Below are 17,650 nucleotides of genomic sequence, written 5' to 3'. Positions count from 1 at the left end.
GCGGAACGTTGATCGCCGAGAACGAGATGCAGGAACAAACCATCGAGTACGACGAGGGCAAGGTCACCTTGAGCATGCCCCAGCCCGGAATCTTCGCGAGCGAAGTCATCGGCTACATGCGCGTCGAAGAAGCGCGCGCGTTCATCGCCTATGGCGACCAAATCATCAACCAGCACGGAAAGCTCCGCGGCTTTCACGATTGGACGGCCGTGATGGGGTACACCAACGAGTGCCGCCTCGTGACGACCGAATGGTCGATGCGCAGGCTTGCGCAGTTCGAAGCGGTCCATATCGCGCTCCACTCGCCCCTGGTCCGCGCGGCGGTGGCGGTGGCCAACATCGGGCTCCGAGGGCGCATCACGATGCATCACTCGGTGGAGTCGCTGTTGGCGGCCCGCGCCGCGGCCCGCTGACCGGTGACGTGACGCAGGCAGGCTGTCAGTCGATCGGCTCGAGGTCCGCGCCGTAGTACGCGCCGCGGTGTAGGTCGGTGCAGCCCTCGGTCACAGCCCGGATGTGCTCCGCCACATCGCTGCGTGCGGCCTCACAAGCGGCGGACTCGCGCGGCTCGAAGGTCGTGTCGTGGGCCTCCTCGAAGCGGTAGGCGCGGCCCTCCACGATCACGCGGTAGGTGCAGAGCAGGTAGCTGGCCCCGTGGGACTCCGCGACCCACTGCTCGTAGTGCTCGGGCGACAGCGCGTCGACGGCGGCTCGGGTGGCTGGTGTGGACCGGTAGCCGCGGAAAGCCTCGGAGGAGAGCACCGCGTCGACGCGGACGTCGCACGCTGGTTCCGCCCGCCCGGCGGGGTCTCGGCCTCGGCCGCGGGCGACTGCGGCTCCACCGTAGTCGGCTCCGTCGTGGCTGGCACGCAGCTCGGGGCGCACCCGAGCAGGGCGACCAGCACCCACCCCGCGCGCCACGGCCCGCGCTGCGCCCGCGCTTTGAACGTGTGCTCGCTGAGCAGTGGTTGGATGTCGAACAAGGGCATGCCCCTACGGCCCATCAAAAGTGACGCTGAGCGTGGCGGCACCGGGGTCGGCCTGCGCGTTGCTCCAGCGGATCTTCTGGGAGCTGCTCGGCGCGAGGCGCGGCGATGCGAGCGACAGCACCTGCGAGGCCGAGCTCGACGCGGGCACCGTCACGACCACGCTCGCCCCCGGCGCGAGCGTCGAGAGGTCCCCCGCGCAGCCCTGGGGCGTGCAGACCTGCACCTCGTAGGGGCAGTAGGCCACGCCGGTGTTCTCGACGGTGACGGCCAGGTCACCGGTGCCGAGCCGAGTCACGGTGGTCGCGGTGAACTTGTAGCCCATGAGCTGCGAGGCCGTGAGCAGGGCTGCGCGGCCGATGCTTCCGTCGTAGGCGTTCGAGCCCAGCATGTAGTCGAGGCCCAGGCGCGCGGCCTGCGCCCCGAGCCCTTCTCCGTTGCCGCAGTCGTGCGGGGGCGTGGCCCAGGAGCCGTTGCTGTTGCACCCGCTCCAGAAGGCCTCGCCTCCCCACCCGTGTCGCCGGTGGAGCGAGAGCTGCCTGGCCGGCGCAGCCTCTTGCCGCCAGTTGCTCGGGCTGCTGTGGTTGGCCTCGAGCAGCGTGTCGTCGAAGAAGCCCACGCGCGCCGTGTCGAGGGACGCATCCGCCGACCCGAAGAAGCCGTGGCTCTGCGCGGCGTCGAGTGACACGGAGCAGAGCAGGTCCGACGAGCTGGTCCCGAAGCCGTCCAGGTAGTGCTCGATCATGGTCTTCTGGAAGGCGTTCGACGGGAAGCTCGCGGCCGTGTACGGGCCTCCATCCAGGTGGTGCTCGCCCCACAGGCCAACCAGGCCCATCTGGATGTAGGCCACCCGCAGGTCATCTCGGTAACGCGCGGCGAAGGCGTCGATGAACTGCAGGATGCAGTCCTGCACGGCGGTCAGGTCCCAGCGCGGGTTCTCGTACGTGTCGCCGTCGTAGCTGAAGTCGCTGGTGGCCAGGTCCGAGGGCGCGAAGCTCCCGGCGCCGTAGCCGGGTCCGAAGACCACCGGGCGCAGGATGGCCTGATGCCCGCGCGCAGCCACGTTCGCGAGGAAGGCGTCCACCTGCGTCCAGTCCGGCGAAGCGGAGCACGTGGCATACACATCCGAGAGCCCCACGAAAGCCCACTCCATGGCGAGCACGTCGGCGTTCTCGGTCGTCTCCCACGCGACCCCGCCGGTGAAGGGGTTCACGAAGCCGTGGTCCTCGAACGTGAAGACGCGCGTGTTCGGGCCGGCGTCCGTGACCGTCCCTGTGTCGGTGTTCGTGCCGCCGTCGTCTGTGTGCCGGTGCCCCGGTCCACAGCCCACCGCGAGGAAGACGACGAGCAGTAGATTCGCGGTGAGGGGGATCCGCGTGGAGGCGTGGAGGCGTCGAGGCGTCACGGAAGACAGCGTAGCACCCGTGGCCGCGCCCTCCGACGAAGGAGACCGCCATGCGCCACCGAGAACTCACCGCGCGGTGCCTTCAGCCGTGCTCGGCCAACCACGCGGGCAGCTCGGCCGCGCTCTCGAGGCGATGGCTCGCGGGCACGATGCGCTCCCACGCGACGGCTCCCTCGGGTCCGGTAGCCACGGCCACGAACACCACCCCAGCCGAGGAGGCGGCGAGCTGGTCGTCCACCCGGTCGCCCACGTAGAGGCTCTGCTCGGGGCGCGCGCCGGCCTGCCAGACCGGCTCGAAGCAGCGCGGGTCGGGCTTGGTCACGGGCTGGTCCTCGAAGGTGAAGATGCCGTGAAAGTGCTCGGCGGCGAGCCCCGCCTGCTGCATGCGCAGCGCGAGCAGCCGGCGTGAGCGCTTGGTGACGATCCACAGGCGGTGTCCGCGCTCGCGCAGCTGCCCGAGCGAATCCAGCACCCCCGCGATGGGCGGGTACTCGTACTCGTGCGTGAGCTCCGCGTAGCGAGTCATGAACGGGTCGAGGTCCGTGTCGGGCCACATGCGCTCGAGCGTGCGCTCCCACGTGTCCAGGTACACCACCAGCTCGTCGCGTGAGGGCACGCGCATGCGAAGCTCCTCCGCCACGCGCTGGTGGGCCGCCACGTAGGGTGCGAAGGAGTCGATCAGCGTGTCGTCCAGATCGAAGATGAGGTCTGGGTAGCGCATTGCCGAGCCGTAGCAGGCCGTGCTCGGGGCGCCACAAAGCCGATGTGGGCCGACACCGATGCGATGGCCCGCGCTCTCTGCAGGCGACGTGGCGGAGTGTTCGCTGTCGCACTTCCGCACGAAGGCGTGCTCGTCTCGACGCCGTGAGGGCGGCGCGGCGGGCAGGCTGGGGCCACTAGAACATCACTGGTCGTGTCCGACCGTCCGCTTCACTGCCCAGGCCTCCACCGACGAGTCGAAGCGGGCCGGGCCGGCCGTTCTCCTCCCAGCAGATACCCGACTCGGGCAGCAGCCAGCGGTCGTCCGTGCGGTGAAGGCCCGCTTCGCCGTCGCGTTGGAGCGTCGCGCGGCGCCGGCGCCGGTACCACCGGTCGACCGCCGCAGCGATGAGCAGGAGCACGCAGACCGTGACGACCGCGACCACAACGTGGGGTTCAGGGTCTCCATCCGATGTGATGGTCCGTAGGAGAAAGACTACAGCAGTGGCTGCCGATGCGGCGCCGAGCAGCGGGCCCCAAGTCCCGCGCGTGAGGCGGTGGGTGATGTGCCTCAGTTCGTGCTTCTCGAGGACGCTCAAGAGGCGCGCCGTCGCGGCGGGGTCCTTCGCAGACCCGCCCGGGACGCGGGCCGTGATGGTCATGTCGCCGCCCACGAACTCCTTCACGAGCGCGCCGTCCACCTCGAGGAGTAGGCCGGTCTCGGGGTGTACGACCAAACGATGGGTGCGCGCTTCTTCGATGACGCGAGCGGACAGGAGTCGTCCGGTCGTTCGGTCGTTCGCGCCGCCCGGTGTCGAGCGGAACCCGGGCGCGGTTGCCGCTCCTACGAAGACCTCGACCTCACTGTCCGGCTGGATTCCGCGTAGGTGCTGGAGGCGCTTGAGCCCGGAGTGCAGCGGCCCGGCGCCGAGGACCGGGCCCCCAATCCATGCGAGCAAGGCGTATGCAATGAGCCGCGTCGAGTCCAACACGACAGCGACCGCGGTCAGGATGCTGGGCCCAGCCACCAGCACGAGGCCCACGAGAGCGAGGGCCAGGCTGCGGCGCTTGTGCGCTTGCGCCCGCGCGTAGCGGGCTTCGCCGATGGGTTCACGCTCCATGGAGCGGAACACGCCCATCCATCGGTCGGTCATGCTCCCGTCGGTGTCCGTCATCCAGCTGCGGAACCTAGCACTGGCGCGCAGTCGGGACTCGCGGTGGTTCCGTCGCCCCGTTCGTCGGTCGCGAACGCCCTGGACGACGCGGGGTATCTCACCGCCGAAGATCGCCCGAATGGCCGTCGGAGCATCGTGGTGGTGCCGCTCCAACATGTCCTGGATGACGTCGACCTCCGCGGGGACGCAGCACACCGCACGGAGGTACCGCGCCAGCGACGACGGCACCCCGGGGGCCCCCGCGTCCGGGCGCAGCGTGTGCTCGAGGGCCTGGAGCTGAGAGGCGAAGCCGATGTTCGGGAGGATCGCAGGCCGCTTCGTCCGAACGTGCGTGACGGCGTCGAAGAAGCTACGGCGCTGGCTACGCATGTGCAGGGCGGTGGCGAAGGTGCCGGAGCGGCTGACTCCGCCTGGCAGTGAACGAGCAGGCGCGCCCCGGCGTGCTCTCCACCACAGAGGCAAAGTCGAAGAACGCCGGGAACACCGCAGCGATGTCTTCGTGCATGCCGTCGTGCATCGGCAGGAAGAGCACGTGGAAGTGCTCGCTCAGGAACGCCACCTGGGCGCGCTCGTCCTCGCGCAGGCAGCTGACGACGTGCGTGATCCCCGCCGCCTCGAGCTACAGCACGCGCTCTGGCGTCGGGCACGACCCGACGTACACGGACTCGTCGATGAGGTGGAACGGCTCTCCGCGCATGTCGATGGAGAAGTCGACATCGAGACCGACCAAGGCGAGGAGGCGTTTGGTGAGGCGGTCGAACATGGTCCATCCACAGAGTAGTGGACCTCCGGACGGTAAGCGTCAGGATGTGTCCCATGTTCCACCTCGTGCCGCCGAGCGACGAGCGAGTCCTGGCGCTGCTCCGCGCTCGCGGCGACCAGCCCTTCACCTACCGTGACGTGGGCCTGACGCGCACACCGCTCGCGGTCGCGCCAGCGGGCTTCGTGCTGGACCGCTACGGTACGGAGTCCGGGCGGGGGCGTGACGTGTTCGAGCGTGCGTGCGCTGCGCTAGCCAAGGTGGACAACTACCCGCCCTCCTTCACGCGTGTCGTGCGCGCTCCCGGCGAGCTCGCGCCGGGCTCCCTGTTCGCGACCGTCGCGCGACACCTGGGCTTCGCCTCGGTGCACCCCTGTCGCGTGATCTACGTGGCGCGAGAGCCCAGCAGCTTTGCCTTCGGCTTCGGCACGCTGCCCGGACACGCCGAGAGCGGGGAGGAGAGCTTCCGGGTCACGCTCGACGACGACGTGGTGCGCTACGACGTACAGGCCTTCTCGCGCCCGCACGGGGTGCTCTCACGCCTCGGTGCACCGGTTGCGCGTAGCTATCAGCTGCGCTTCCAGCGCGAGACGCTGGAGCGCATGCGCGCCCTGGTGCGCTAGCGCTCACATTGGCATCCCGGAGCGACCGCCCGTGAGGCGTGCTCGACGACGCCCTCACCGACCCAGCTTGACCTCGGCCTTCGCGAGTCCCAGCGCCTTCATGTGCGCCTTCATGCGCCGGCCCCAGCGAGCGTCGCCGATCTCGACGCACTCGCCGCCGCCCGGCACACCGAACGCTTCGGCGCGCTCCGGCCTGCACTGCGACGCGAGGAAGACGTCGAAGCCGGGAGACCACAACCGGATGTGCGAGTAGCCCGGGTTCTCGAGGTAGGCCTGGATGACCGGGAACTCTCCGCCCGCATCCTGCGCGCCGAGATAGAGCACCTCGAGCTTGTTCCCCGCCTCCTCTCGCAACACGAGACAAGGGGCCTCGAACTTCGGCTCGGCGAGACCGACGAGGTGCGCCGCGAGGTCTCCGAAGCGCTGCGCGGCGTGTTCCTGCAATGTGGTGACCCGCCATGCCTCGTCGGTCGCGAAGTCGACACCCTCGATGTCGCTACCGAGCGAGAGCCACGTCTTCATGCTGGGCGGCAACGCGCGTCCCGCGAGCTCGAGATCGGCGATCCGCGACGCCGGCAGCGGCTTCGGCTTTCTCTGCGTTCTCTTGGGCCAGAACGTCGCCTTCGGATCGGCGGCGATCACCTTCATGACGGCCTGGACCAGTGCTGGACCTTCGATAGCGTCTGCCGAGCTCTTCTTCTTCGCTGCCATGGGCACCTCCTGCGAATCATGGATCATTTCAGTGGCGTGGGCGGAGGGTCTACTTCACGCCGCGTGAACTCCTCCCCGATGCTTCGAGTGTTCACGAACCCTCGAGTTCACGCCTTCACACGAACCCATCGCGCTGCGGCGTGCTCGAACAACTCGACGCCATCGCCCACGCGACGTGCTCTCGTGTACGGACCACCGGTGTACAGCTCACGTTGCATGCGCGTGAGCAGCGCGCGCTGTTGCGAAGCGCTCGTTGTGTCGAGTCGGGTTCTCAGCGCACGCAGCGCAGAGGCGCTCTCATCGACACGCTCGCCGTTGTCGTCGGCATCGTTGAACAGCACGATGGCTTCGTCGACCAGCGCCCACGCCTGCTCTCCCGTGATCGCCGGCGAGGACTCCAACGCTTTCTGGTACCAGACGTTCAACAGATGCGCGGTGCGTTCGAGAAACGCCACGAAGTCTCGCGCATCGCCTTGCGACAACGGCTTCTCCGAGTGGGTGCGCACGGTCTCCGGTCGCGTGCCCAACGCACCCCTTTCGTGTCGTCGGTCGCGCAAGCGGCACGTACGCAATGCCAGGACCACCGCCGATCACGAACGCCGTCTGGACTTCTCGATTGGTCTTGTTACCGCGCCAAGAACGAAACTGCGCTGCGAACTCCTCACCTTCGTCGGACGCAAACTCATCGCACGAGAACAACCGCGCACGTCCGTGATGTGTGGGGAAACCCTGCCAGCCATCGTGCAGCGTGAGGAATGCTCTGTAGGCCGCGGGAAGCGCGCCGTGCACGGACTCGAGGCGCGCGATTGCCTCGTGCGAAGCCGGCTCACCGAGCCGCGAGATGACGGCGTCGTCGCGAGGATCCTCCGGCGCGCTGGTGAGTTCGCGCAGTGCACGGTCGCGGTCTCGATCAGCGCAAGGAGTCGCTGCAGTTCCGTGTCATCGACGGCTGATGGTACTGCATCGACACGGTAGGCTCTGCACTATAGGGACGGGGTTTCGTCGATGTGCCACTGGAGGCACGCCCGGATGTCTGAGGCCGAAGCGCTGGCCCATGCGGGCGGCCCAAAGTGCGTTGCGGCTGAGGGGTGGCGCAGAGGAAGCAGGGGCCACACCACATCAACGACAGTCAACTCGGGCGCGGTCCCGGCGGAGCACTACTCCGTGCAGAAGCGGCCGGACTACGCCGCCTACCAACGCAGGACGAACATGTTCTTTCCCGGCCTCCGAGGTCGCTGATGCGCGATGGGGAGCGCTGCGCTGCGCCGAGCGCGGGTCGCGTGCCCCTCGTGGGGAGCAGTGGTGGGAATCGAGCGACCGGCTTCGCTGCCGCAACTGCGTTCGCTCAGGGCCTTGTAGTCTACGCGCTTCGCCCATGTCCACGACCGAGCCCGCGCACGTCCCCACGTTTCGACGCCACCACGGCGCCTTCATGCCGCTCGCCCCCGCGCGCAGCGGTTGGGACCCTGGTCTGTGCAACGGAAGCGCCGCAGCAGCGCGCTCCCTCTCTCCTTCTCGAGGACGCGCTGCGGCGCCCAGGGTTCCATGTGGCGCGCCCTGACCATCGACCTGCTCAAGCCCATCCCCTTCGGCACGCTGGACGGACGCGCACTGGTAAGGCGCGAAGGCGGTCGCCTCCGCCAGGGAGAGGCCGAACTCTCGTGGCAGGGCGCCGTAGTGGCCCGCGCGAGTGGGCTGTTCCTGGCTGGCTCGGAGGGGCCTGGCAGCGTGCATGGACCCGCGCCGTTGCCTCCTGCGGGAGAGGCCGAGTCGAGCGGCATGTTCCGCGCGTCGAAGGAGCCGGGCGTCATCCATCGTTCGAGCACTTTTGCGATCTGCGCTGGTCCCGCGCGGGACGCGCCCCAACCCGCTCTGTGGGTCACCCCTCCGTCGGTCTTCGTCGAGGACGAGCCGTGCTCGGACCTCGTGCGCTGCGTGGCTGCGGCCGATCTGATGGCGGGCCTGGCCGAGCTGACCCGAAGCCACTGCACGCCCGCATCGCCCGTCGCCATCAACGCCGACCTCAACCTCACGTTCAGCGGGGAGCCGCGCGGCCAGGCGTTTGGTCTCCGCCTGACGCACCTCGCCGCCGAGGCCGGCGTCGGACTCGCACACGCGGAGCTGTTCGACGCGGACGGGTTCCGCGGCACGGTGGCGCAGTGCCGCGTGGGCAACACACCCAAGTCGCGCACGCCCTGATGGGCTGCGCGGGCTGGGCGTCGACCGACACGCGCCCAGCCTTCGCGGCGTCAGCGCGCGCGCAGCGGGGCATCCTCCCGGAACACCACCTTGCACTGCAGCCCCCGCTTCCCCGGATGCAAGCTCAGCTCGGGCACCAGGTCGGGCTCGAAGCCATCGGCCAGGGTGGGCACCAGGTTCTGCACGAACGTGGCGAGCAGCAGCTTCATCTCCATCTGCGCGAAGCCCTGACCGGCGCAGACGCGCGGACCGGCCGCGAACGGCACGTAGGCGCCCTTCGGGAGGTTGCGCTCGTACTCACGCGTCCAGCGCTCCGGCGTGTACTTGTCGGCGTCGGGGTGGTTGCGCGGGTCGCGGCCCAGCACGTAGGGGCTGATGAAGATCGCGGCGCCCTTCGGGAAGGTGTAGCCCTTGATCGTGATGTCCTCGGTGGGCGCGCGCATGAAGGCCCACACGGAGGGCAGGAAGCGCAGGCTCTCCTTCATGACCTGCGTCACGTAGGGCATGTGCTCGAGGTGCTCCACGTTGACCGGCTGGTCGCCGCACACCGAGCGCACCTCTTGGTAGAGCTTCTCGGCCACCTCGGGGTACTTGGCCAGCAGGTACCAGGCCCACGTCATGGCGTGCGCGGTGGTCTGTGGCCGGCGAAGATCAGCGTCATGCCGTTGTCGCGCAGCTGCTCCTCGCTGAGGCCGCCCTCCTTGTCGCGCGCGAAGATGAGGTGGGACAGCAGGTCGCCCGCGTCCGTGCCCTCGCAGCGGCGGTCCGCGATGAGGCGCTTGAGCACGCCCTCGATGGCCTCGATGGCGTCGATCTTCCGGCGGTTCGACTTGCTGGGCCACCAACGCGGCGTGGGCAGCGGCAGGTTGATGTGCTCCACCAGGATCTCGCTGATGTCGTGCATCGCGTTGTAGACGGTGTCCGCCGAGCTATCCATGTCGGCCGCGAAGAGCGTGCGGCCCAGGATGCGGATGGCCAGCCCGTTGATCTCGTGGCGCATGTCGCGCGCCTCGCCGTTGGCGAAGCCCTTCAGCATCTGCTGCGCGTACTCCACCATGACCGGGCCGTAGGCCTCCACGCGGTGGCGATGGAAGCCGGGCTTGATCAGGTCGTGCTGACGCTTCCACACCTCGCCGTCGGCCGTGAGGATGCCGTCGCCCAGGAACAGCTTCCAGATGCGCTTGGCCAGCGCGGGCTTCACGAACGTCTTGGCCTGGCGGACGTTGATCTCGTGGATGATCTCGGGGTCACGCACGAAGTACCAGTCCATGAGGCTGATGTTGGTCTTCACCACGTCGCCGTAGTCCCGGTGGATGTCCTGGACGAAGCCCAGCTGATCCTTCTGGAACTCGATGGTGGAGCCGATCACCGGGCGGCCCTTGCGAACCGGGATGGGCCGATTCCGGGAAGGAGCCTTCGGCGGAGGAGGGCAGCGTGGCTGGGGAGGGGCGACTGAGCGGACTGCACGTGCATGTCCAGAAGGTGCCAGACTCGTGGCGGGACACGCGCACCCGGCCGGCCACTTCGCCGTACCCAGCCGGTCAGGTCACGTTTTTACGAGCTTCAAAACAACGGGGAAACGTGGATTCTAGGATTGCGCGGGATCAAACCGAGCGCCACACCCAGCCGGCCACGTCGCGTTCAGCGCGGGCTGCCGTACTCCGTGGGCGCCACGCCCGTCCAGCGCCGGAACGCGCGGCGGAACGCCCCCGCGCCGCTGAAGCCCAGTACGTATGCGATCTCGTCGAGCGAGCGCTGGCCTTCTTCCAGCAGGGCCAGGGCACGCTCGTGGCGCACCTCGTCCAGCAGCTCGCGCGGGCTGGTGCCCTCGGAGCGCAGCTTGCGGCGCAGCGTGCGCTCGGTGACGCGCAGCGCCTCGGCCAGCTCCAGCACGGTGGGCTCGTGGCCTTCGAGGTGCCGCGACAGATAGTGCCGGGCGCGGTCGCGCACGCGCGTGGTGGTGACAATCTGGCGGGCTTGCTCGTCGGCCTTCTGCGCCAGCAGCTGCCCCAGGTGAGGGTCCGCGCCCGCGATGGGCGTGTCGATGCGTGCGGCGGGAAACACCATGCGCACGGCACCACCGCCGAAGCGCACCGGCGCGCCAAGCAGCTCGGCCATGGCGTCGCTGTGGCGCGGCCAACGGTGCGCCAGGATGATCTCGGTGGGCGGCGGCGCCTCCGGCGTCAGCCAGCGGCCGAGAGCGATCACGATGGCCACCAGGTACTCGGCGAACGCGGGGGGACCCACCGGCTCGCCGTCGAGCACGAAGTCCACGTAGGACTGCTCCGTCTCGCTGACCAGCATGTTCACTTCGGCCCGACATGATGATGGGGATGTGCGGGCGCACGAACTGGTAGCCGTCGCGCAACGTGGCCTGCGTCCCCATCAAGTAGAACCCCAGCGGGAACGACTCGCGGTCCAAGCCCAGCGCAGCCCGGAGCGGAAAGCTCGGGTCCCCCGTGGCGTCGATGCCCGCCTGCCGCAGGTCGAGCCAAGCATCCACCGCGAGCCGCCCGCCGAACGAGCGCAGCTCGTCATGATCGGAGTGCAGCCGCTTGAGGAGCGACGCTGGACGTCGTGACCGTCACGCTTCAGCTGAACGAGCAGAGGCAGCGCGAGGCGACCCTGGAGCGATGCGCACGGCGGGCAGGGCAACACAGAGGCCGAGGCGGAGACCGAGACCGAGACCGAGTCGAGTCGGAGTCGGGTCGAGTCCGAGACGGGTCGGGTCGAGACGGAGACCGAGTCGGGGACCGAGACAGAGTCCGAGACGGAGACCGAGGTCAGTCGCAGTCCACCTCCCCAGTCCGAGCCGGATTCCGACCACGCGCCCGGCCACCTCGCCGTTGGGTATGCGTTTCGTCCTCGGTGGCACTCCCACCTCAGCAGCGGTACCCAAGTCTTTCGCGCCAAGTCACGCGAGCATTTCCGCGGTCTCGGCCTCGGCCTCGGACTCGGCCTCGGCCTCCGCCTCCGCCTCCGCCTCGGACTCGGCCTCCGCCTCGGTCTCCGTCTTGGACTCGGTCTTGACTCGGTCTTGGACTCGGTCTTGGACTCGGCCTCGGCCCTCCGCCTCGGACTCCGCCTCGGTCTCGGCGCTCCTCAGAGGGTCGCGCGGGGTACGCGCTCGGGGCGGTGGCGCGCGTCGAAGCCGCTCTTGCCGGCGACTTCGAAGTAGGTGCCGGCGGGGTAGAGCACGAAGGAGTCGGTGCCGTCGAGGCGGACTTCGAGCGCGCCGCCGATCACGGTCATGCGCTCGGGGGCGTCGGTGCCGAAGTGGTAGGAGCCGGGGGCGATGACGCCGACCGTCTGGCGACGGCCCAGGCGCTCGAAGCCGACACTCTGGACCTGACCCTCGAAGTAGCTGTTGTGCTGAAGCATGGGCGCAGGGTTAGCAGCGCCGCGGCGGGTGCGCGAGTCGAGCTATTCGGCCCCGGGCTCGGCGGCCGGAGACGGCTCGGCGCCGGGGTGATCCAGAAGCGCTGGGTGGCCAGCACGCGTTGACGCTCGTCCGATCTCGCAGACCCACTCGCCCACGGCGCGGCGGGTGTTGCTGCGGGCGCGGGTGCGGTAGCGCGGGGAGGGCGGGATGGTCAGCGACACGCCGCCGCCGCGCTGCGTCACGGAGGCGGGCCGGAAGCCCACGAACAGCTGGATGTCCTCGCCGGTCTCGTTGCGCACCTCGAGGAACACGTGCATCGGGCCCGAGTCGCGGCGGAAGCTGCTGGACACCATGACGGGCTCGCGGTCCACCACGTCTTCGGCGAGCGAGAAGCGCAAGACGCGGAAGTTCGGGATGACGTCGGGGTGGATGACGGGGCGCACGTACACGTCGGCGCTGCCCGGTGCGCCTCCGGCTGCCTCGGCGGGGGCTTCTGGCTCCGCTTCCAGTGCGGCGAGTGGGCCGGCGTCCACCAGGCCGGCGGCCACCTCGGCGGCGATGGTATCCGCCGCGGCCTCCTCGCGCGCCGCGCGCCCCTGCTCAGCGACCCCGCGCGCTCTTCCCCGTGCTGACTCGTCGCTCGCCCGCCGGTCTTCACGAGATGGCTCGGCGGGGGCGGGGTGCTCCTCGGCCGCGGTCTCGTCCACCGGATCGCAGCCCAGGAGCGTGGCGCTCACCAGCACCAGCGTGAGGGCCGCTCGCGGCCGCGTCGTTCGCGCGTATGGGAGAACAGCAGACGTCATTCGTGTCTCAGCCCTTCGACGGGGAGCATGCGCGCCGCCCACCAGCTGGGGGCCAGCGTGCTCAGCATGCAGATGGAGAGCGCGATGACCGCCGTCAGCGCGAACTCGCTCGCCGTGATCACCGGGGAGGTGGTCGATGAGGTAGACGCGCGGGTCCAGCGCGAAGCGGAACGTGGACAGGTACCCCACGATGGCGCCACCCAGCGCGGGCCCGGCCAGTGTGCCCACCAGCCCGATGACGGTGCCCTGCACCATGAACACGGCCAGCACGGTGCCGTCGCTGGCCCCCATGGCCTTCAGGATGGCGATCTCACGCTTCTTCTCGATGACGATCGCGATCAGCGTGGCGATGACGTTGAAGGCCGCCACCCAGATGATGGTGGCGATGACCAGGCTCAGCATGATCTTCTGGAGCTCGAGGGCCGTGAACAGCGGGCGGTTGAGCTCGGCCCAGTCCATCGTGTGGAAGGGCCCCTCCATGACGCGCTCGAGGCGGCGCGCCACGTCCACGCTCTGCTCGAGATCGTTCAGGCGCATCTCCACGCCGGTGACCGAGTCGCCCTGCCCCAGGAAGGCCTGCACCTCGAACAGGTCCGCATAGACGAGGCGGCTGTCGTACTCCTGGAACCCGGCGCGGAAGATGGCGATGACCCGGAAGGGGCGACTCTGCGGCGTGCGCGCCTCGCCCGAGCGGACCACGACGACACCGCGCTGCCGCTCAGCGGCGAGATGAGCTGCACGCGGTCGCCGAGCTCGATGCCCATGGTCTCGGCCAGCGTGGCGCCGATGATCAGCCCGGGGAGCGGGCCCGAGAGGTCGTCGTCGCCCAGGTCGTCGTCGGCCACGCTGAGGAGGTCGCTGTCGTCCTCGGGCAGCGCCAGGTCCCCGTCGTCCAGTCCGTTGAGCAGCGCCTCCGTCACTCGGGCTGGCCACGCGTCCGGGCGTGCTGGGGCTCGGCGGTGAGACCGGCTCGCTCTCTTCATCCTCAAGGCCTCCGGGTCGTCTTCCTCCGCAGGCGCGGCGCCCGTGTCGTTGGGGGGTCATCAGTGCGCGCCAGTAGGGCATGTCCGGGTTGCGCAGGTCTTCCGGCCGCAGCGGCGGCGCGGCGTTGGGCAGGCGCAGCCCGTCAGGCGTGCCCGCGATGATCTGGCTCGGCAGGTCAACACGGTGACCATGGCCTCGGGGTCCACGCCCTTCACCAGCACGGTGGACAGCCGGTCGCCCTTGGCCAGCATCATCTGGTTGATGAGGAAGGGGCCCCGCCCGACCTCAGGCTCCTCCTGGCAGCGCTCGATGACCTCGCGGTACTCGTGGAAGTCGAGGCCGTACTTCAACACCAGCACGTGCGCGTTGACCCCAGCACCTTGTCGCGGAACTGCTGCTGGAAGCCGCTGGTGATGCTGAGCACCGCCAAGGGCGCCGCCACGCCCAGCGCCACACCCGCGATGCTGATGGTGGTGATCCGGCGGATCGTCGCGCGCTTCTTCGAGCGCAGGTAGCGGACGCCGATTTCGAGGCTGTAGGCCATGCAGCCCGACGCCTTATCACGCTCGCTGCGCCACGGCACACCGCATAGCCGGCATTCGGTGGCCCCTGCTACCTTGGCGGCCAGATGCGTCGCGCCCCGATCCTGTCCCGAAAATGCTCTCGCTGGGCGTGCTCGCGCTCCTGCCGGCGTTCGCGGATGCGCCTCCGGGACGGTGCCCGAGGACGCGGGCTCGTCGGACGCGGATAGCACGCCCCAAGAGGTGGAGCTGCGCTTCACCGATACCAGCGCGCTTCAGCTCACGCCGCGCGCGAACGTCACCGTGGAGCTGCAGGTCATGCGAGCCGGCGAGCCCGCGCCCGGCATCACGGTGCGCCTCCGGGCTCCAAAGGTGACGCCCACGACGCCTCGCTCATGGAGGTCAGCGGGCTGAGCGGCGCGGACGGGTCGGTGCGCACCACGCTGCGTGGCTCCAGCATCCCGGCCACGTTCCGTCTGCGAGCCACCGCGGGCGCCGCGGCCCCGGCGTTCTTGGCGGTGGGCGTCAGCGCCACGGGGTTCGGCAACGTGCTGGCCGCCGCAGAAGACCTGAGCGCCACTGGCCCCGCGCGCTTGCGCGTGGAGGCGTGTTCCGCGGCGGGTTGTGATCACCCTCCGTCGCCGAGGGCGCGCTTCGGTCGGGCCATCACGTTGCTTTCGGGCGAGGCTCGGCTCGCTTCCTGGGCCTGCCTGCGGGCACCGGCTACGCCATTGTGGCGCGCGGCGCGAGCGCCAGCCGGCGCCGAGCGGCCTTCGGCTGCGTGGACGACGTGCAGGTGGCCAGCGACGCCGGGCGATGGTCACGGTGCGCCTCGGCGCGCGCGTACCAGGTCGTCGCGGGGCAGTGCGACGCCGAGTTCAGCGTGCCCGCGGCAGCCTCCTCACCCTCCTCGCGGCGGGCGTCACGCCACCGTGGCCCGCGGCTGCCCGCGGGTGACGCGGCGTTCTTGCTCGACGCTCGAGGCCCACCTCACCGGCGTGGGTGACGCCGACGCGCTGCTCGCGCTCGCCGCGCTACGGGTCGCGCCACTACCGGGTTCGAAGCCGCGTTCGCGCAGCGCCTCGTGGACAGGGCGCCGGGCTCGCGTGGCCCTCGACGGCGCGCTCACGTTCGTGTCGGGAGTCAGGTCGGGCTCACGCTCGCGGGCGCGCTCACCATCGAAGCCGACGGCGACACGTCGTTCATGTCTTCGTCGCTCGTGTTGGTGGGCCTCATGGGGTCCTACGCAGGCTTGCCGGCCGCCGATGGGGCGCTGCCTGCCCTCGGCATCGTCACGGAACTCGACCTCGTGGGGGCGGTCGTCATGTTCACCCCGTGGTCAATCTCCCTCCCGCTCGGCGCCAGCCTCGGGGCCATCGTCGCCGACGCGGTCGCGCTCTCGGCGCTCAGGTCGTGGGGGCCCTCTCCGGGCGCCTGGAGCGCAGCGGGCTCTCCCAACCCGGCCGTGGCGGCGTGGTGCGACGAGGTCTGCCGCGCCACCGTGTTCGCCAGCGCCGCCAGCGTCCTGCGCGATGCGTGGTTCGACACGCTGGGCCGCGACGTCAGCGGCGTGACCGTGACGCCCGCGGCGGTGCCGTGGCGTCCGACCCGGACGGTGACTTTCGCGCCAACGCGCTCGACGCCGAGCTGAGGCGACGCCGTGGTGGGCGTCACCGCTGCCCATCGTGGGCACCTGAGCGCCACGCAGCGCTGCTCCCCGGTGCTTCCTTGAACTACCGCTGGCCGCGCTCGAAGAGCTGCGCGAGCGCGAGCGCGATGACGCCGCCCGCCAGCTGGTGAGGCGCTCTCCACCGTGGCCGAGTGCTCCGCGGGCGGGGCCGCCGCGCTGCGCACCAGAGCCGCGCTCGACGCTGGCGGCACGGCCGGTACTGGACGGGTCAGGGTGGGCACGGGTGTGGGCCCGCGAGCGCTCGGGGGCGCCGACCTCCCGGCTCGAGTGGCCTATCGCCAGCGTCTCGAGCTGGACGCGCGACGCCACCGAGCTGGCCGCGGCTCGGCGCAGTGTGTGGCCGGGCGCAGGTCGCGGCCGAGTCGCGCGTGAAGCGCTGGCCGCCGCGCGCGCCCGGCACAGGGCCGTCACGCTGCACCACGAGGCGCATCGGGCCCACCAGCGGGCCGCGGCGCAGGCGCGCGAAGACGACGCCTCGAAGAGGCCGTCAGAAATCGCGCTTGATGGGCGACGGGTTCTCCGCCCGTCGGCGGGCGCCGCGTCTCCCGCGACAGCGCCACCGCCACTTCACCGGTCTCCGTCGGGGTCAGCGTGCGCACCTCCGGCACGTGGCCCGGCGCCGAGAACTGAAGCGTCAGTGGCCGCCCGGCGGGGACCTGCAGCGTGGCGGGCACGGGCCCAGAGCTCGCGCCATCCAGGACCACGCGCTTCCGGGCGGCTGCCATGAGCACCAGCGTCACCTCTCGAGCGGCAGTGCTGGGGCGCAGTCAGGTCGGTCCGCAGCGCGCTGGTGAGCGCGGGCTCCGTAGAGGCAGGAGGTGGAGCGTTCGGGCGGCCTGGCGCTCGCCGCGGTTCGCGGGCCGCCACGTCGGTCTGGTCCACGGCGAGCAGCGCCGTGGCGCCCAGCAGGACCGCGCCCAGCAGCGCCGCCGGCAACGCCCACGGCGCGCGTCCCACCGCAGGCGCCTTCGGCTCGGCAGCGGCGGCGGGCTCGGGCCGCTCCACCAGCGCCGCCGTCGCATCTCGCACCGCGTCCCGCAGCGCGAGCGTGCTCGGGAAGCGCTCGTCCGGCTCCTTCCCCAGCGCGCGCGTACCACGTCCGACAGCTCCTGCGGCACGCCGCGGGCATGCTCGTGGAGCGGCGGTGCAGGTTCGTTGCCGTGCTTCCAGATGAGCTGGAACGCGTTGTGACCCTCGAACGGCGGGCGCCCCTTCGCGGGCTTGAGGTCCCGGTGCAGGATGCCCGCCGCGTGCGTGGCCGCCTCCGCCTCGCACGCACTGCCCCGGGATGGCGCTCGCCTCGAGGATGGGCAGCGGCCCGCTTGGAGCCGCTCGAGCCCGGGCTCGCCGCGCAGCAGCTCCATCACGAGCACCATGTAGGGCCCGTCGGTGACGAAGTTCACCACGTCCACGATGTGCGGGTGCTCGATCTGGCTGGCCGCGCTACTCTGGCAGAAGCGGCTGACCGCGTCGCGTCGCGTCTTCTGGCTGGTGTTCGGCACCTTCAGCGCGGTGCCGGCCCGGCAGCGTGTGTTCGGCCTCGTAGACCTGGCCCATGCCCCCGCGCCGATGCGCCGCGGCACGGTACGCGCCCCCGAGCGTCTGCCCGACAGGCGCGCGTCCATCGCGCTCGCGCCGTCGTCCATCGCGATGTCGATCACGTGCGCAGCCTACCAGGGTCGCCGCGTGTGTGCATGAACGCGGCCCGGGCG

At 70.3% G+C, this 17,650-nt stretch carries 21 protein-coding genes; 7 read left to right on the top strand and 14 right to left on the bottom strand.

The window, feature by feature from the left end:
• Positions 1 to 8: 8 nt before the first annotated feature.
• Positions 9 to 413, top strand: a complete 405-nt coding sequence (locus tag IPI43_27375) for a hypothetical protein (protein MBK7777795.1) — start codon at positions 9 to 11, stop codon at positions 411 to 413.
• Positions 414 to 438: 25 nt separating this feature from the next.
• On the opposite strand, the gene IPI43_27370 is transcribed toward IPI43_27375, so the two are convergent.
• From IPI43_27370 to IPI43_27355, 4 genes are all read right to left on the bottom strand, one after another.
• Positions 439 to 762, bottom strand: a complete 324-nt coding sequence (locus tag IPI43_27370; protein MBK7777794.1) for a hypothetical protein — start codon at positions 760 to 762, stop codon at positions 439 to 441.
• 231 nt (positions 763 to 993) lie between these two features.
• A complete protein-coding gene (locus tag IPI43_27365; protein ID MBK7777793.1) occupies positions 994 to 2,391 on the bottom strand; it encodes a hypothetical protein in 1,398 nt (465 codons plus the stop codon).
• 82 nt (positions 2,392 to 2,473) lie between these two features.
• Complete coding sequence (locus IPI43_27360; GenBank protein ID MBK7777792.1) at positions 2,474 to 3,112, bottom strand: HAD family hydrolase; 639 nt, start codon at positions 3,110 to 3,112, stop codon at positions 2,474 to 2,476.
• 175 nt (positions 3,113 to 3,287) lie between these two features.
• On the bottom strand, positions 3,288 to 4,634 hold the full coding sequence (locus tag IPI43_27355) for a hypothetical protein (GenBank protein ID MBK7777791.1): 1,347 nt from the start codon (positions 4,632 to 4,634) through the stop codon (positions 3,288 to 3,290).
• 10 nt (positions 4,635 to 4,644) lie between these two features.
• Here IPI43_27355 and IPI43_27350 point away from each other — a divergent pair, with 10 nt between their 5' ends.
• Both IPI43_27350 and IPI43_27345 read left to right on the top strand, forming a co-directional pair.
• The gene (locus IPI43_27350) at positions 4,645 to 5,046 is read left to right on the top strand and encodes a hypothetical protein (GenBank protein ID MBK7777790.1); all 402 of its coding nucleotides are present in this window, start codon (positions 4,645 to 4,647) and stop codon (positions 5,044 to 5,046) included.
• 35 nt (positions 5,047 to 5,081) lie between these two features.
• A complete protein-coding gene (locus tag IPI43_27345; GenBank protein ID MBK7777789.1) occupies positions 5,082 to 5,648 on the top strand; it encodes a DUF1990 domain-containing protein in 567 nt (188 codons plus the stop codon).
• A 54-nt stretch (positions 5,649 to 5,702) separates the two neighbouring features.
• Here the strand turns inward: IPI43_27345 and IPI43_27340 are convergent, their stop codons facing one another.
• Entirely contained in the window at positions 5,703 to 6,359 is a 657-nt protein-coding gene (locus IPI43_27340) for a hypothetical protein (protein MBK7777788.1), read from the bottom strand.
• Positions 6,360 to 6,466: 107 nt separating this feature from the next.
• Positions 6,467 to 6,865, bottom strand: coding sequence for a hypothetical protein (locus IPI43_27335; protein MBK7777787.1), 399 nt, complete (start codon positions 6,863 to 6,865; stop codon positions 6,467 to 6,469).
• Between the two features lie 1,039 nt (positions 6,866 to 7,904).
• Between IPI43_27335 and IPI43_27330 the strand changes: the two genes are divergently transcribed.
• Positions 7,905 to 8,558 (top strand): thioesterase family protein, encoded by a 654-nt coding sequence (locus IPI43_27330; protein ID MBK7777786.1) that lies wholly within the window; start codon positions 7,905 to 7,907, stop codon positions 8,556 to 8,558.
• Positions 8,559 to 8,608: 50 nt separating this feature from the next.
• Here the strand turns inward: IPI43_27330 and IPI43_27325 are convergent, their stop codons facing one another.
• The 7 genes from IPI43_27325 to IPI43_27295 form a co-directional block, all read right to left on the bottom strand.
• Complete coding sequence (locus IPI43_27325) at positions 8,609 to 9,178, bottom strand: cytochrome P450 (GenBank protein MBK7777785.1); 570 nt, start codon at positions 9,176 to 9,178, stop codon at positions 8,609 to 8,611.
• Positions 9,175 to 9,927, bottom strand: a complete 753-nt coding sequence (locus tag IPI43_27320) for a cytochrome P450 (protein ID MBK7777784.1) — start codon at positions 9,925 to 9,927, stop codon at positions 9,175 to 9,177. Before IPI43_27320 ends, IPI43_27325 begins: the two co-directional genes overlap by 4 nt.
• A gap of 272 nt (positions 9,928 to 10,199) precedes the next feature.
• Positions 10,200 to 10,862 (bottom strand): helix-turn-helix domain-containing protein, encoded by a 663-nt coding sequence (locus tag IPI43_27315; GenBank protein MBK7777783.1) that lies wholly within the window; start codon positions 10,860 to 10,862, stop codon positions 10,200 to 10,202.
• 798 nt (positions 10,863 to 11,660) lie between these two features.
• Complete coding sequence (locus tag IPI43_27310) at positions 11,661 to 11,939, bottom strand: pyrimidine/purine nucleoside phosphorylase (GenBank protein ID MBK7777782.1); 279 nt, start codon at positions 11,937 to 11,939, stop codon at positions 11,661 to 11,663.
• 42 nt (positions 11,940 to 11,981) lie between these two features.
• Positions 11,982 to 13,442, bottom strand: coding sequence for an ABC transporter permease (locus tag IPI43_27305; protein ID MBK7777781.1), 1,461 nt, complete (start codon positions 13,440 to 13,442; stop codon positions 11,982 to 11,984).
• A gap of 344 nt (positions 13,443 to 13,786) precedes the next feature.
• Complete coding sequence (locus IPI43_27300; protein MBK7777780.1) at positions 13,787 to 14,086, bottom strand: hypothetical protein; 300 nt, start codon at positions 14,084 to 14,086, stop codon at positions 13,787 to 13,789.
• On the bottom strand, positions 14,074 to 14,271 hold the full coding sequence (locus tag IPI43_27295) for a hypothetical protein (GenBank protein MBK7777779.1): 198 nt from the start codon (positions 14,269 to 14,271) through the stop codon (positions 14,074 to 14,076). Before IPI43_27295 ends, IPI43_27300 begins: the two co-directional genes overlap by 13 nt.
• A 172-nt stretch (positions 14,272 to 14,443) precedes the next feature.
• On the opposite strand from IPI43_27295, the gene IPI43_27290 reads away from it, so the two are divergent.
• The 3 genes from IPI43_27290 to IPI43_27280 all read left to right on the top strand — a co-directional run bounded on the left by IPI43_27290 (position 14,444) and on the right by IPI43_27280 (position 15,899).
• On the top strand, positions 14,444 to 14,662 hold the full coding sequence (locus tag IPI43_27290; GenBank protein ID MBK7777778.1) for a hypothetical protein: 219 nt from the start codon (positions 14,444 to 14,446) through the stop codon (positions 14,660 to 14,662).
• Positions 14,663 to 14,981: 319 nt separating this feature from the next.
• Positions 14,982 to 15,254 (top strand): hypothetical protein, encoded by a 273-nt coding sequence (locus IPI43_27285; protein ID MBK7777777.1) that lies wholly within the window; start codon positions 14,982 to 14,984, stop codon positions 15,252 to 15,254.
• A 198-nt stretch (positions 15,255 to 15,452) separates the two neighbouring features.
• Positions 15,453 to 15,899 (top strand): hypothetical protein, encoded by a 447-nt coding sequence (locus IPI43_27280; protein MBK7777776.1) that lies wholly within the window; start codon positions 15,453 to 15,455, stop codon positions 15,897 to 15,899.
• Positions 15,900 to 16,705: 806 nt separating this feature from the next.
• On the opposite strand, the gene IPI43_27275 is transcribed toward IPI43_27280, so the two are convergent.
• Complete coding sequence (locus IPI43_27275; protein MBK7777775.1) at positions 16,706 to 17,599, bottom strand: hypothetical protein; 894 nt, start codon at positions 17,597 to 17,599, stop codon at positions 16,706 to 16,708.
• Between the last annotated feature and the right edge of the window lie 51 nt (positions 17,600 to 17,650).

The organism is Sandaracinaceae bacterium, assembly GCA_016706685.1.
Taxonomy (GTDB): domain Bacteria; phylum Myxococcota_A; class Polyangia; order Polyangiales; family Houyiibacteriaceae; genus JADJJE01.
This window is presented reverse-complemented; position numbering and strand designations above follow the sequence as displayed.

Excerpts from the sequence above, each read along its gene's own strand:
- IPI43_27280 (MBK7777776.1), top strand. The coding sequence starts at position 15,453 with ATGTCTTCGTCGCTCGTGTTGGTGGGCCTCATGGGGTCCTACGCAGGC.
- IPI43_27330 (MBK7777786.1), top strand. The coding sequence starts at position 7,905 with ATGTGGCGCGCCCTGACCATCGACCTGCTCAAGCCCATCCCCTTCGGC.
- IPI43_27310 (MBK7777782.1), bottom strand. The coding sequence starts at position 11,939 with ATGCTTCAGCACAACAGCTACTTCGAGGGTCAGGTCCAGAGTGTCGGC.
- IPI43_27360 (MBK7777792.1), bottom strand. The coding sequence starts at position 3,112 with ATGCGCTACCCAGACCTCATCTTCGATCTGGACGACACGCTGATCGAC.
- IPI43_27325 (MBK7777785.1), bottom strand. The coding sequence starts at position 9,178 with ATGACGTGGGCCTGGTACCTGCTGGCCAAGTACCCCGAGGTGGCCGAG.
- IPI43_27295 (MBK7777779.1), bottom strand. The coding sequence starts at position 14,271 with ATGGCCTACAGCCTCGAAATCGGCGTCCGCTACCTGCGCTCGAAGAAG.
- IPI43_27315 (MBK7777783.1), bottom strand. The coding sequence starts at position 10,862 with ATGCTGGTCAGCGAGACGGAGCAGTCCTACGTGGACTTCGTGCTCGAC.
- IPI43_27340 (MBK7777788.1), bottom strand. The coding sequence starts at position 6,359 with ATGGCAGCGAAGAAGAAGAGCTCGGCAGACGCTATCGAAGGTCCAGCA.
- IPI43_27345 (MBK7777789.1), top strand. The coding sequence starts at position 5,082 with ATGTTCCACCTCGTGCCGCCGAGCGACGAGCGAGTCCTGGCGCTGCTC.
- IPI43_27355 (MBK7777791.1), bottom strand. The coding sequence starts at position 4,634 with ATGCGTAGCCAGCGCCGTAGCTTCTTCGACGCCGTCACGCACGTTCGG.